Below are 15,408 nucleotides of genomic sequence, written 5' to 3'. Positions count from 1 at the left end.
CTATATATTTGGAGAAAGCTTTTTCTGTTCTAAATCAGGAATAATTTTGAAAAAGAAAAACTATTACAGAAAATAGCACGAGAATTCAAAAAATAAAGCTGCATTTAAAAAAAGTACAAAAGGAAGCGGTGGATGGACGAGAATTCGAGATATGCACATAAAGAACATTGTGTATCAATATAGATAAAAAAAGTGTTGACAAAATATTCTGTATATGATATATTATTGCTGTGGTGTGAAAATAATAAATAAATTTGAAAGTTCAAAAAAATCAAACACTTCGTTTTCTTTTCTACAAGTCATTTTAAATTAATCGAAATAAAAAAAGAGGAGGATAATAGTGAAAGTATTAATTGTAGAGGATGATCCTTTAATTAGAGAAGTTATAAAAATAAGTTTGTTGGAAGAAAACTTTATAGTGTATGAAAGTGAGAATGGACGAGATGCAGTAAGAACTGTGGAAGAAAAAAAACCAGAAGTAATATTGTTGGATTTAAATTTGCCAGATATAAGTGGATTAGATGTTTGTAAATTTATAGACAAAAATAGAAAAGAATATAATAACCCATATATAATGATAATAAGTGCAATAGATGACAGTGAAACAGTATTAAGGAGTTTTAAAAATGGAGCAGATGATTATTTGAGGAAACCATTTACAAGTGATGAAGTGATACATAAAATAAAAAGAGCATTTAATATAGAAGAAAAAGGATTTAAAAGAGATATAAACAAAGAGATATTAATGGATAGTGTAGCAACAATAGAAATAGGTGAAATACCAGAAAATTTAACAGATAAAGAGTATGAATTATCAAAATTTTTCAGGGAAAATGCTAATGTGGTTTGTAGTAGAGAAGCAATAATAGAAAAAGTTTGGAGAGGAAATTATAGAGGAGGAAACAGAAGAGTAGATGCGTTTGTTAAGAAAATAAGGCAGAAAGATCCACTGATGAAAGAAAAGTTGGTAACATTGATAGGCAGAGGATATAAATTAGAAAGATAGTAAAAAACTATGATTAAACTCCCGAAAGGTAGTTTTCTAAAATCATACTATAAATAAAAAAAGCAAATAAAATAAGGAGGATGAGAATGGAAATAATAACACAAACAAATAGGACAATGCTATTTGAGGAGTTAAATCCGGAGAAATTAGATTTATTAACATTAGTTGGAGATGTAAAAGGGTATGAAAGTTTGAGCGATGAGAAATTAACAGAAATTAACGAACATTTGTTAATAAGAGATTTCGATGAATTTCTGAATAAGTTTGAACCAAAAGTGTATTCGTTTTACAATGCAACAAATCAAAAAGTGGTGTATTCGTTAGTGAAACCAGAAGGATTACCAGAAGAGGCAATATCAGAAATACCATTAGATGAAAATAATGATTTTTTAAAGATGCTATTTACCTTAATAGATACAAAGAAAAATCAAGGGATAAAAAATGTAGATTTTAAATTTGAAAATGTATTGGAAATGATATCGCCAAAGAAAGTAATGGAAGATATAAAGCAAATAAGAAAAGAAATAGGATATTTACATGGGAAATATGAAGAGTTAGATGAAGAAGATCCAAGTAAAGGCGAAATAGGAGACAAATTAAATTCTAAATTTGAAGAAGCAAGTAAAAACTATAATAATGTAATGGGAATGTTACCAATAGCAATAGAAGATATAAAAACAAGACTATTATTAGGACAAAAACCAGAAGATGCAGAGTCAGAAGCAATAAAAGTAGGAATGCTTACAATGGGAGAACAAGGAGAATTAAAAATATTGGAAGCTCCGAAAGCAGAAAGTAGTGCACTATTGGTAAAAGGACAAGAAAATGCTAATAGATTATTAGAAGTATTAGAAGAAGATTATACTGAAATAACAGAAAGTCCAACACCATATGTAAAAGATTTAGTATTAAGAACATTTGCCCCAATGCCAGTAGTTCAAGATGAAATAGATGTAGAAAAGGAAGTAGCAAATTATAATTCATATTTAGAATTTTATAAAAGTTCAAAAGATGAATTTGTAAAAGCAGCAAAACCATTAATAGAAAAGATATTGGGAATAAAAATGTACTTTGAGCAATATGAAACAAAAAGTAAAGAGATGAAACCATCACTAATAATAACAAATACAAAAGTGGATATGATGGTAAAAAGCAATAATAAAGATAGATTTTTAAAATATTTAAATACAATAAATGCAAAGAATGATTTTAATAACACAATATGGTTTGGAATAGTTCCAGCGATAGAATTTGAATCAAGTGCAAAACCTAAATTAAGAAGAGAAAGATTTAAAGGTAGTAAAAAAGTATCAAAAGAAAAAGGAAATACAATGGAAACATTAACACAAATATTGGATATAGCGAAAGATTATAAAATTCAAATTTTCTTTAATTTCCAATCAAAAGAAGAGACAACATTCAATAGTATGGCAACAATAGGAGTGGAAAAATATATAACAAAATGTGAACCATTAATGAAGCAAAAATATAGTGAATTTGCAATTCCTTGTTTACCGAATTTCACAATAATACCAAAAGATAAATCAGGAGTGGTATTGGATAGTAGATTAAAAGTAAATGATGGTGGGGGAGTAGAATTATCAAAATTAAAAGAAGATATAATGAAATTGTGGCTAGAAGGTGTATATATAGATGCATCATATGTAGCAGCAGGATTAGTTTCATCATATCAATGTCCAGAATATCTAAAAGGGAAATTTAGAAATGCAACAAACAAATATCCAGGAGTAAGATATGATTTAGAAAGTGGAGATAATAGTTTAAAAACAGTAACTACATTAGCAAAAGAAATATCAGGATTTACAAATACAATAAAAGATGAAATAAACAGGAATAATTTTGGATTTGTATTTTCATCAGAAAATGCACAAATAGATGGAGAATTAGTAAAAAGAATAACAGTATATAAAGCAAGAAGCTTGTCATTGACAGAAGAAGGATTTGATCCAATTTATAAAACAACAGTAAGTAGTTATATAGAAAGAATATTAAGATTTCATACAAGTGATTTTAGACAAGATAAAATAATAAAATTTTTCAGTAATAATCCAAAGAGTCAAAAGAGTATATGGAATAATGATATGGGATTTGTGAATTCAATATTTCAAACAGGGGATAGTATAAGTAATATAATAGATGAAAAAAACAATGTGTGTCAAATAGAGTTAGCGTTTAATGGAAGTGTGAAAAATTTAGAAATAGCAATAACAAAGAGTGCTAACTCGAATTAATAAATTAATAAAGGGGGACGCCCTTTTAGAATAAGGAATAGTTGAAAAAATATTTATTATCTTCATAAGAAAATAGTGATTATTTTATAAAATTTGATATGAAGAAATGATAAGTTATGATTGAGACATTCCAAAAAAAATCATAGGAGGTTACACAGTATGGGATTCAGATTAAAAGTAGAAGGACAAAACGAAACAATTGATTTAGGGATGGCAAACATTCAAAAGGCAGAGTATAAAACAGATACTCCGGATGATTCAAACGCTAGATCAACAGATGTAGGGACATTGATAATAGTAACAGGGAAAATTATCACAGCAGTAAATGGAGAAGAAGCAGATCATACATTGAACTTAGCAAAATGGTCAGTAGTATCAGCAGAAAAAGCAGATTGCTACAGAGTAACAACATTAGAAGTAATAGCAGCAGATCAAGTAGTAAGAAAAATAATATTACCAAATTCTTTTGTAGTAGATTATACAGAAAAATATGGTGATACAGAAGGTGTAGGAACATTTGAAATAGTAATCAAACAAAAGAAAGACAAAACAGAATTAACAGACATCGATGGTGGATTTGCACAAGAGTAAGAATAATAAAATGGGGACAAGTTTACTTGTCCTCTTTGTAGATTATGAAGGGGAATGGGGTTGTTATTATTAGGGTGATGATATATCGTGATATAAATTTAGATAATTCTTCTGAAAGAATAATAAAATATAGGATATTTTAAGTATTATCAAATTATGAAATGAGAAAATTAAAAAACAGAGAAAAGATTTAATAAAAGATATTTTGAATTTAAACAAAGGTATTATTTTATATAGGAATGGTTTAAAAATAATTTTCCTATTTTATTTTAAAATATGCAATGATTTAACCATTTTTATAACAAAATATAAGAACGTTATTTTTTAAACGTTTTATAATATTTTTATTTAAATTTGAAAAGAAAAAAACGTTACTTTTTCCTTGATGAAAAAGTAACAAAAAATCAAGTGCTAATGCTTCAAGTAATAATTTTCTACGGCTCATTCCCTACAACTGCCAAACTCACTACGCTCAGACAATGTCAGCTGCTTAACGGGAATTTCACCAAGAAAATTTATTACTTTACGCAAATGCACGGGGGAAGAAAAAAATGAAAAATAAAAAAAGAGATGGGAAGATGAAAAGGAAAATAATAATATTTTTGATATTAATATTAGGGATATTGGGTTGTAAAAGTATTGATCTAACCAACAGTAAGAAAAAATTAGCATTAGAGGAAACAAGAATAAGAGCATTAGTGATGAATGAATTGGAAACAAGATATGATGAAAAGTTTGAGATAAGGAGGATTCGATATGATAAAAGGAGAGATAAATGGAAGCTGGAGGTATATCCATTAGAGAATAATATAGATGATGAAACATTTATAGCATATGTTAAAAAAGATCCTAAAGAAAGAGTGATAGCAAACTATTATTCAATGAAAATATCAAATTTAACAACAATGTATTATAGACCAATAATAAAAAAAATATTTAGAGAAAAAAAAGTGTACTATTGGACAGGTTTAGGTAATGATACTAATAAAAGTTTAAAAAGAATAAAAAATATTAATAAAATAATAAAAGAAGTTCCAGAAAAATTATCTTTTCATATGGAAATGTTAATATTTGAAGATGTAGTAAGCACAAAAGAAAAAAAAGAAGCTTTTATAAAAGAAGTATGGGAATTATTTAAATATTTGAAGAGTCAGAATTTAAAATGGGCAAGTATAACAATAAATATATATGATGAAGATTTTTTTAGAGACAAAGATATAGACCACATATTGAAAGTAAGTAATTGGTTTTCAAGAGGAACAAGTGAATTTGATGTGACGGAATATTGGAAAAAAAAATTATGCTGGACTTTGGATAGAAGAACAAGACTATTATAAAATAAAATCAATGAAAGATATAGAAAAATTATTAGGATATAGAAAAGATTATCAAAAATAAAAATAGGAGAGTGAGTAAAAATGGAAAGAGGAAATGTAAAAGATTTAGAATTTTTAGTTTTGGCAGATTTAGCGTATGAAAGGTATGAGGAAAAAGATAAAACTTATGAATTAAAAAAGATATTATTAGAGAAAGATTTTAACGATTCAGAACGTCACCAAAGATGGAACTATTTTAGTGAAAGAATGGAAGGTTGGAAGTTATTAGAAGCATATGATCCAGATGATTATAAAAAAGAATGGTTATTAAAATCAGAAGATATAGAATTACAATATAAACAATTTTATGCAGCAGCATTTGAAAAAAATAATGAAATAGTAATAGCATATAGAGGAACAGATGGAGCCAATGGAGAGTATGACAGTCATAAAGATTTTAAAATCTTCTTTGGTTTAATAGATTTAGGAGATAGAGATTTTATAATGGAACATTATTTAACAAATGGAAAGATAATAGCAGGAATACCTGGAATACAATTTAAATTAGCTGTAGATTTTTATAAGGATATAGTAAAAGATAGAAAAAATAAAGATAAAACAATCTCCGTAACAGGACACAGCTTAGGAGGCGGCTTAGCTCAATATGTATCAGTAATGGAAGGAGTAAAACGAGGAGTAGCTTGGAATGGAGTAGGGATAAAAGATTTTTTAAAGTTTAATTAAGATATTAAAAAAATTAATATTAGAATTAAGTTTTAAAATTGTCTATAACAAAAATCAATAAAGGAGATGATAAGATGAAAAGAAAAATAATAATATTTTTGATATTAATATTAGGGGTATTAGGTTGTAAAAGTATTGATATAACAAACAGTAAGAAAAAATTAGCATTGGAGGAAACAAGAATAAGAGCATTAGTGATGAATGAATTGGAAACAAGATATGATGAGAAGTTTGAGATAAGAAGGACGTTATACGATAAAAGAAGAGATAAATGGAAGTTGGAGATATATCCGTTAGAGAATAATATAAATGATGAAACATTTATAGCATATGTCAAATATGGTAAAATTGTGCTAGAGGATTATTATTTTATGAAAGTAACCGATTTAGCAACAATATATTATAAATCAACAGTAAATAAAATATTTAAAGAAAAAAAAATATATTATCTTTCTAGCATAGGGAGCTATGCAAAAGAAAAATTAGATAAGAAAAAAAAGATATATGATATATTAAAAAAATATTCTAAAGAAAGTTTTATAACTTTTAAAATATTAATATTTGAAGATGTAACAAGTACAGAAGAAAAAAAAGAAGCTTTTATAAAAGAGGTATGGGAACTATTTAAATATTTGAAAAGTCAAAATTTAAAATGGGCAAGTATAACAATAAATATATATGATGAAGATTTTTTCAAAGATAAAGATACAGACCACATATTAAAAGTAAGTAATTGGTTTTCAAGAGGAACAAGTGAATTTGATGTCTTTAAGTATAGAGATAAAATGATATATAATTTAATAATTTGGGAACAAGATTATAAGAGGATAAAAACGTTAAGTGATATAAGAAATGAATTGTATAAAATAGAAGAGGAGAGTGAGTAAAAATGGAAAGAGGAAATGTAAAAGATTTAGAATTTTTAGTTTTGGCAGATTTAGCATATGAGAGGTATATAGATGATGACGAAGGATATAATTTAGAAAAAGTTTTAAAAAAGCATCATTTTAATGACACAACAGAAACAGGCAAATCAGAACGTCAACAAAGATGGAATTATTTTAGTGAAAGAATGGAAGGTTGGAAACTATTAGAAGGATTTGATTTAGATGAATATAAAAATAAATATAAAGAAGAATATGAATCTAGTTTTGGCGAAAAAAAGGAAGGGAGTAAGGAATTTAAAAATATAGAATTACAATATAAACAATTTTATGCAGCAGCATTTGAAAAAGATGATGAAATAGTAATAGCATACAGAGGTACAGATGGAGAGAATGGGAAATATGATAGTCATAAAGATTTTAAAATCTTCTTTGGTTTAATAGATTTGGGAGATAGAGATTTTATAATGGAACATTATTTAACAAATGGAAAGATAGTAGCAGGAATACCTGGAATACAATTTAAATTAGCTGTAGATTTTTATAATAAAATATTAACTAAAAATACAGAAAGTAATATCTCCGTAACAGGACATAGCTTAGGAGGCGGCTTAGCTCAATATGTATCAGTAATGGAAGGAGTAAAACGAGGAGTAGCTTGGAATGGAGTAGGGATAAAAGATTTTTTAAAGTTTAATTAAGATATTAAAAAAATTAATATTAGAATTAAGTTTTAAAATTGTCTATAACAAAAATCAAAAAAGGAGATGATAAGATGAAAAGGAAAATAATAATATTATTGATATTAATATTAGGGATATTAGGTTGTAAAAGTATTGATCTAACCAGCGGCAAGAAAAAATTAGCATTAGAGGAAATTAGAATAAAGTCATTAGTAATGAATGAATTAGAAGAAAGATATGATGAAAAATTTGAGATAAGGAGGATTCGATATGATAAAAGGAGAGGTAAATGGAAGCTGGAGGTATATCCATTAGAGAATAATATAGATGATGAAACATTTATAGCATATGTTAAAAAAGATCCTAAAGAAAGAGTGATAGCAAACTATTATTCAATGAAAATATCAAATTTAACAACAATGTATTATAGACCAATAATAAAAAAAATATTTAGAGAAAAAAAAGTGTACTATTGGACAGGTTTAGGTAATGATACTAATAAAAGTTTAAAAAGAATAAAAAATATTAATAAAATAATAAAAGAAGTTCCAGAAAAATTATCTTTTCATATGGAAATGTTAATATTTGAAGATGTAGTAAGCACAAAAGAAAAAAAAGAAGCTTTTATAAAAGAAGTATGGGAATTATTTAAATATTTGAAGAGTCAAAAATTAGAATGGGCAAGTATAACAGTAAATATATATGATGAAGATTTTTTCAAAGATAAAGATACAGACCACATATTAAAAGTAAGTAATTGTTTTTCAAGAGGAACAAGTGAATTTGATGTTTTTAAGTATAGAAGAAAAAAAATATATGTACTATATATAGAAGAAAAAGATTATAAAAATATAGAAAATATAAAAGAGGTAAAAAATAAGTTACGGAAATTAGATTGGAGTTTAATAAAAAAATAAAAATAGGAGAGTGAATAAAAATGGAAAGAGGAAATGTAAAAGATTTAGAATTTTTAGTATTGGCAGATTTAGCATATGAGAGGTATGAAAAAATAAAAGATATAAGACCATTAAAAGAAGTTTTATCAAGTCATCATTTTAATGACACAACAGAATCAGGCAAATCAGAACGTCACCAAAGATGGAATTATTTTAGAGAAAGAATGGAAGGTTGGAAGTTATTAGAAGCATATGATCCAGATGATTATAAAAAAGAATGGTTATTAAAATCAGAAGATATAGAATTACAATATAAACAATTTTATGCAGCAGCATTTGAAAAAGATGATGAAATAGTAATAGCATACAGAGGTACAGATGGAGAGAATGGGAAATATGATAGTCATAAAGATTTTAAAATCTTCTTTGGTTTAATAGATTTAGGAGATAGAGATTTTATAATGGAACATTATTTAACAAATGGAAAGATAGTAGCAGGAATACCTGGAATACAATTTAAATTAGCTGTAGATTTTTATAAGGATATAGTAAAAGATAGAAAAAATAAAGATAAAACAATCTTCGTAACAGGACACAGCTTAGGAGGCGGATTAGCTCAATATGTATCAGTAATGGAAGGAGTAAAACGAGGAGTAGCTTGGAATGGAGTAGGGATAAAAGATTTTTTAAAGTTTAATTAAGATATTAAAGTATTTAATATCTTAATTAAATTTTAAAGATATATATATATATCAAAAAAGGAGATGAGAAGATGAAAAAGAAAATAATAATATTTTTGATATTAATATTAGGAATATTAGGTTGTAAAAGTATTGATATAACAAACAGTAAGAAAAAATTAGCATTAAAGGAAACAAGAATAAGAGCATTAGTAATGAATGAATTAGAAGGAAGATATAATGAAAAATTTGAGATAAGGAGGACGTTGTATGATAAAGGAAGGGATAAATGGAAGCTGGAGATATATCCATTAGAGAATAATATAGATGATGAGACATTTGTGGCATATGTGAAATATGGAAAGGTAGTTATAGAGAATTATTCTTCAATAAAAAAAGCTAATTTAACAACAATATATTATAGACCAATAATAAAAAAAATATTTAAAGAAAAAAAATTATATTTTTGGGCAAATATGGGGATAAGTATTTATGATGAAAGAAGAGAGAAACTAAAAATTTTAAAAAGGAAAAAATTTGATTCCTTTTTTAAAACGATTCCAAATAAAATGTTTGTAAACATATTTATTTATATCTTCGGAGATGTAACAAGTACAGAAGCGAAGAAAGAAGCTTTTATAAAAGAGGTATGGGAACTATTTAAATATTTGAAAAGTCAAAATTTAAAATGGGCAAGTATAACAGTAAATATATATGATGAAGATTTTTTCAAAGATAAAGATATAGACCACATATTGAAAGTAAGTAATTGGTTTTCAAGAGGAACAAGTGAATTTGATGTTTTTAAGTATAGGAGAAAAAAAAAATGGGTTATTTGGATAGAAGAAAAAGATTATAAACAAATAAAAACTATAGATGGAATTAGAAAAAAATTACTTTATGAAGAAGGATATTACCAAAAATAAAAATAGGAGAGTGAATAGAAATGGAAAGAGAAAATGTAAAAGATTTAGAATTTTTAGTGTTGGCAGATTTAGCATATGAAAGATATGAAAAAATAAAAGACATAAGACCATTAAAAGAAGTTTTATCAATTCACCATTTTAATGACACAACAGAAACAGGCAAATCAGAACGTCAACAAAGATGGAATTATTTTAGTGAAAGAATGGAAGGTTGGAAACTATTAGAAGGATTTGATTTAGATGAATATAAAAATAAATATAAAGAAGAATATGAATCTAGTTTTGGCGAAAAAAAGGAAGGGAGTAAGGAATTTAAAAATATAGAATTACAATATAAACAATTTTATGCAGCAGCATTTGAAAAAGATGATGAAATAGTAATAGCATACAGAGGTACAGATGGAGAGAATGGGAAATATGATAGTCATAAAGATTTTAAAATCTTCTTTGGTTTAATAGATTTGGGAGATAGAGATTTTATAATGGAACATTATTTAACAAATGGAAAGATAGTAGCAGGAATACCTGGAATACAATTTAAATTAGCTGTAGATTTTTATAAGGATATAGTAAATAATGATGACTATAAAGATAAAACAATCTCCGTAACAGGACACAGTTTAGGAGGCGGCTTAGCTCAATATGTATCAGTAATGGAAGGAGTAAAACGAGGAGTAGCTTGGAATGGAGTAGGGATAAAAGATTTTTTAAAAATTAATTAAGGTATTAAAAAAATTTAATATTAGAATTAAGTTTTAAAATTATATATAGAAAAAAATAAAAAAGGAGATGAGAAGATGAAAAGGAAAATAATAATATTTTTGATATTAATATTAGGGATATTAGGTTGTAAAAGTATTGATATAACAAACAGTAAGAAAAAATTAGCATTAGAGGAAACAAGAATAAGAGCATTAGTAATGAATGAATTAGAAGGAAGATATGATGAAAAATTTGAGATAAGGAGGATTCGATATGATAAAAGAAGAGATAAATGGAAGCTGGAGGTATATCCGTTAGAGAATAATATAGATGATGAAACATTTGTGGCATATGTAAAAAAAGATCCGAAAGAGAGAGTTATAGAGAATTATCCTTCGATAAAAGAAGCCAATTTAACAACAATATATTATAGACCAATAATAAAAAAAATATTTAAAGAAAAAAAACTTTATTTTTGGGGAAATATGGGAATACATATTTATGATGAAAAAAGAGATAGTCTAAAAATTTTAAAAAGGAAAAAATTTGATTTCTTTTTTAATAATATTTCAAATAAAATGCATGTAAATATACAGATACTAATATTTGAAGATGTAACAAGTACTGAGGCGAAGAAAGAAGCTTTTATAAAAGAGGTATGGGAACTGTTTAAGTATTTAAAGAGTCAAAATTTAGAATGGGCAAGTATAAGAATAAAAATATATGATAAAGAATTTTTTAGAGATAAAGATATAGACCATATATTGAAAGTAAGTAATTGGTTTTCAAGAGGAATAAGTGAATTTGATGTTTTTAAGTATAGAAGAAAACAAAAATATTCTATATGGGTAGAAGAAAAAGAATATTACCAAATAAAAAGTTTAGATGATATGAAGAAACAATTTACTGTAATGAAAAAATATTATCAAAAATAAAAATAGGAGAGTGAATAAAAATGGAAAGAGGAAATGTAAAAGATTTAGAATTTTTAGTATTGGCAGATTTAGCATATGAAAGGTATGAAAAAAAGGATAATAATAATCCATTAAAAGATATTTTATTAAAAAAAGAGTTTAATAATTCAGAACGTCAACAAAGATGGAATTATTTTAGTGAAAGAATGGAAGATTGGAAACTATTAGAAGGATTTAATTTAGATGAATATAAAAATAAATATAAGGAAGAATATGAATCTAGTTTTGGCGGAAAAAAGGAAGGGAGTAAGGAATTTAAAAATATAGAATTACAATATAAACAATTTTATGCAGCAGCATTTGAAAAAGATGATGAAATAGTAATAGCATACAGAGGTACAGATGGAGAGAATGGAAAATATGATAGTCATAAAGATTTTAAAATTTTCTTTGGTTTAATAGATTTAGGAGATAGAGATTTTATAATGGAACATTATTTAACAAATGGAAAGATAGTAGCAGGAATACCTGGAATACAATTTAAATTAGCCGTAGATTTTTATAAGGATATAGTAAATAATGATGATTATAAAGACAAAACAATCTCCGTAACAGGACACAGTTTAGGAGGCGGCTTAGCTCAATATGTATCAGTAATGGAAGGAGTAAAAAGAGGAGTAGCTTGGAATGGAGTAGGGATAAAAGATTTTTTAAAGTTTAGCGGAAATGAATTTTTAGGTGGAGCACAAGGAGTAAAAGATTTTATACTGGATGTAACACATTTAAAAGAAATAGAAGATGAAATAAGAAAAAGTTTAGTTAACTCTAATATATTAGAAGAGGAAAAAAAAGGAGAAATAATAAAAATAACTGATAAATATTTAGATGAACTATTTAATGAAAATAAACAAAATGATTCACTTAAGTTAGCTAATCAGCAGTTGCATAAAATGGTTAATGAAAGTAATAGAAAAAGGAATATATCGAGTTATGATATAAATTCAGATAATTCTTTTGAAGGGATAATAAAACATAGTATATTTCAAGTATTATTAAATTATGAAATGAGAAAATTAAAAGCTCAAAAAAAGGGAGAAATAGAGATATTTAGCATTCCAATATCTAAGAATTGGGAAATAAAATTTCAAATAGGAGTAAAAAAAGAGGAAAAAGAGTTTATAAATAATTTTTACGAAGAAGAAATAACAAGTAATGAGATTAATGAGATATGGGAAAAAATCAAAAAACATATTGATAGTAAATTCACCTTAGAAATAGCAAAACGAAAGATGGAGTTTATAAATTCATATAAAAAAAAGGGTTTAAATTTATCAATGGTAACTTATTCAATATCAAGAGATTTGACAGGAACAATGTTAAAACATATTGGAGAATGTGTATTAGTAGATAATGGATTAGTAGATAATAATATAGGATTGCAAAAAAAAGAGTTAGTTGCAACATTGAAAGCAATTAAAAAGAACCATTTAGATGCAGGAGCTTATCACGGATTAACAATGTTTTATCCACATATAAAATTAGATGATGTGAGTAAACTGGAAAAGACTGTTTATAGAAGAACAGAACAGGAAGATATAACAAGTATGTTAAATAAAGATTATTTAGGTTCAGCGATTAAATATATATTAGAAAAATTAGGAATAGACAACAATGAAGAAATAAAAAACGAGTTATTTTATAACACATATGAAGAGATAGCTGGATGGAGAGGATTTGTAAATTCGTTAACGAAATTAGATAAAGGTAATAAAGAAAAAATAGAAGAATATATAAAAAATACAAAACATAGTGAAAATATAATTAAAGATATAGAAAGCTATAAATTAAAGGATCTAGTAGGATTAGAGATGAAAAAAGGAGAAGTAAAATTAAAATTAGGCTTTGAAGAAGATGAAAAGAAAGTAATAATTTATAATGAAAAATTAGGAATAGATACTAAGGAGAAAGAGATAACACTAAAAATAATAGAACCCTCAAAGTATCTTTTAAATATAGAAAGAGAGAAACCAAATAATGATTATGAGCTGTATTCAAGTTTGGGATATAAAGATAAGTATTATAACATTCGTAATATAGGAAAAAATTCCAAAGTAACAGCAGATGGAAAAGATATAAGTGGAACATATAAAGGAAAAGATAAAGAAGAAAGTCTAGTAAAAGATAAAATAAATAGAGATACAGGCTGCAAATATTATGGAGATAACATTATTTTAATAGACCGTAATTTACGTTATTATTATGGAGATAATTTAGATGATTATTTAACAATAAGCAACTATATGGAAGGATACTTAGGAATAGATTTAGTAGAAAAACCAAAAGAGAAAAAAGAAGATTTAGGCAAAGGATTTATGGATTATCAAGTAAAAATAAAAGGTATAAAATATGTTAATTTATTAAATTTAGAAATAATAAAAGAAGTAAATGAACACACAGTAGCAGAAATAGAAGGAATAATAGCAGGAGAAGATACAGATGAAGTAACTAGATTTCTAAATGTAGAAACACAAGGGATAGAAATATTATACGGAGATGATAATAAGCCTATATTTAGAGGATTAATTTATGAACATTCTATGGAAATAGAGCAAAATAGTTGTAAGGTAAAAATAAAAAGTTATTCATTAAGCAAAGAATTAGAAAAAGAAAAAAGAAACAGAGTATATCATAATCTTGGCACAAAATATGAAGATGTAATAAGCAAATTAAATGAAACTTATCAAAATAAATACTCATTTGGATTTAATAGTCATATAGACAAACAAGAATTAATAACAGAATTAAACCCAGTAGAAGTGCAATATAAAGAAAGTGATTGGGATTTTTTAAAGAGAATATTAAGAAGAGAAAGCGATTTAATAATAGTAGATGATAGTAAAGGTAAAAATCCAAAAACAGTAGCAGGAATAGCAATAGGAGAATTTGGAAGTAGCCAAAAAACAATAGATAATAAAAATTTATTATTAAGTAGAAAGATGAAAAAAGGAGCAATAGAAAATAGCTACAAATTAAAAGGATATCCTCAAATAAAAGGAGAAGAACTATTTTCAATAGGTAATCCATATAATCTGAATATTGATGTAAATACAGGGAAACAAGATTCATTATTATTAATAAAAAACAGGATATACAAAGAAGACGCAGTATTAAAATCAGATTTAGTCTTTGTAAGACGAGATGAATTTAATATAGGAAAAGTAAAACGAGAAGAAAGTATAACAGGACTAACATTAAAAGGGACAATAAAAAAAGTCTCAAAACAACATAAAGCACAAATAGAATATACAGAAATGGAAAACGAATATGACGAAAGTAAGAGTTACTATTATCCAATAGAAAGAATGTATACAGGTACATATTTTACACCGGAAGAGGATACATTAGTAGAAGTGCATTTTGGAGATGAAGCAGGAGAAGTAAGTATAAGAAATGTAAGTAGTAAAACTGAAGATATCGATAATGACCCAGATATAAAAGTAATCAGAACAAGTTTTGGAAAAGAGATCAGATTTGATTCAAAATCAATAAAGATAACAGGAAAAGATGATGAAAGTTATGTAGAAATAACAGAAGAGAGTGTAAATTTGAAAAAAGGAGAAAAAGAGGTAGTTTTAAAAGGTGGAAAAATAGAGATAAAGAATAAAGATAGACAAATAGTAATGGATGAAAAAAAAGTAGATATAACAAGTGGGGAAAGTACAGTAACAATGGCAGATGGGAAATTAAGTTTAAATAATGGTGGAGTAGGAATAGAAATAGGAAATGGAAAGATAAATTTAGGATAGAAAGCAGA

13 protein-coding genes are annotated in these 15,408 nt (G+C 25.9%); all 13 read left to right on the top strand.

Going from position 1 to position 15,408, the window contains the following annotated elements; all coding sequences use genetic code 11:
- Positions 1 to 340: 340 nt before the first annotated feature.
- The 13 genes from RDY08_RS06165 to RDY08_RS06105 all read left to right on the top strand — a co-directional run bounded on the left by RDY08_RS06165 (position 341) and on the right by RDY08_RS06105 (position 15,400).
- On the top strand, positions 341 to 1,006 hold the full coding sequence (locus RDY08_RS06165) for a response regulator transcription factor (RefSeq protein ID WP_307903501.1): 666 nt from the start codon (positions 341 to 343) through the stop codon (positions 1,004 to 1,006).
- Between the two features lie 86 nt (positions 1,007 to 1,092).
- Positions 1,093 to 3,258 (top strand): transcriptional regulator, encoded by a 2,166-nt coding sequence (locus RDY08_RS06160; protein ID WP_307903500.1) that lies wholly within the window; start codon positions 1,093 to 1,095, stop codon positions 3,256 to 3,258.
- A 159-nt stretch (positions 3,259 to 3,417) separates the two neighbouring features.
- Entirely contained in the window at positions 3,418 to 3,849 is a 432-nt protein-coding gene (locus RDY08_RS06155) for a membrane-associated protease 1 (protein WP_307903499.1), read from the top strand.
- A gap of 551 nt (positions 3,850 to 4,400) precedes the next feature.
- The gene (locus RDY08_RS06150; protein WP_307903498.1) at positions 4,401 to 5,186 is read left to right on the top strand and encodes a hypothetical protein; all 786 of its coding nucleotides are present in this window, start codon (positions 4,401 to 4,403) and stop codon (positions 5,184 to 5,186) included.
- Positions 5,187 to 5,267: 81 nt separating this feature from the next.
- Positions 5,268 to 5,909, top strand: a complete 642-nt coding sequence (locus RDY08_RS06145) for an alpha/beta hydrolase family protein (protein WP_307903497.1) — start codon at positions 5,268 to 5,270, stop codon at positions 5,907 to 5,909.
- 74 nt (positions 5,910 to 5,983) lie between these two features.
- A complete protein-coding gene (locus RDY08_RS06140) occupies positions 5,984 to 6,796 on the top strand; it encodes a hypothetical protein (protein ID WP_307903496.1) in 813 nt (270 codons plus the stop codon).
- Positions 6,797 to 6,798: 2 nt separating this feature from the next.
- On the top strand, positions 6,799 to 7,494 hold the full coding sequence (locus RDY08_RS06135; protein WP_307903495.1) for a Tle-like phospholipase domain-containing protein: 696 nt from the start codon (positions 6,799 to 6,801) through the stop codon (positions 7,492 to 7,494).
- 74 nt (positions 7,495 to 7,568) lie between these two features.
- Entirely contained in the window at positions 7,569 to 8,393 is an 825-nt protein-coding gene (locus RDY08_RS06130; protein WP_307903494.1) for a hypothetical protein, read from the top strand.
- A gap of 20 nt (positions 8,394 to 8,413) precedes the next feature.
- Entirely contained in the window at positions 8,414 to 9,073 is a 660-nt protein-coding gene (locus RDY08_RS06125) for a Tle-like phospholipase domain-containing protein (protein WP_307903493.1), read from the top strand.
- A gap of 71 nt (positions 9,074 to 9,144) precedes the next feature.
- Positions 9,145 to 9,978, top strand: coding sequence for a hypothetical protein (locus RDY08_RS06120; RefSeq protein WP_307903492.1), 834 nt, complete (start codon positions 9,145 to 9,147; stop codon positions 9,976 to 9,978).
- Positions 9,979 to 9,998: 20 nt separating this feature from the next.
- On the top strand, positions 9,999 to 10,700 hold the full coding sequence (locus RDY08_RS06115; RefSeq protein ID WP_307903491.1) for a Tle-like phospholipase domain-containing protein: 702 nt from the start codon (positions 9,999 to 10,001) through the stop codon (positions 10,698 to 10,700).
- Positions 10,701 to 10,775: 75 nt separating this feature from the next.
- Positions 10,776 to 11,615: a hypothetical protein gene (locus tag RDY08_RS06110; RefSeq protein WP_307903490.1), complete on the top strand. Its 840-nt coding sequence runs from the start codon at positions 10,776 to 10,778 to the stop codon at positions 11,613 to 11,615.
- Positions 11,616 to 11,635: 20 nt separating this feature from the next.
- Positions 11,636 to 15,400, top strand: a complete 3,765-nt coding sequence (locus RDY08_RS06105) for a Tle-like phospholipase domain-containing protein (protein WP_307903489.1) — start codon at positions 11,636 to 11,638, stop codon at positions 15,398 to 15,400.
- Positions 15,401 to 15,408: the final 8 nt, after the last annotated feature.

Source organism: Haliovirga abyssi, from assembly GCF_030295325.1.
In the GTDB taxonomy this organism is placed as follows: Bacteria; Fusobacteriota; Fusobacteriia; order Fusobacteriales; family Haliovirgaceae; genus Haliovirga; species Haliovirga abyssi.
Note: the sequence above shows the minus strand (reverse complement) of the source record. Positions and strands in the feature narration are given on the sequence as shown.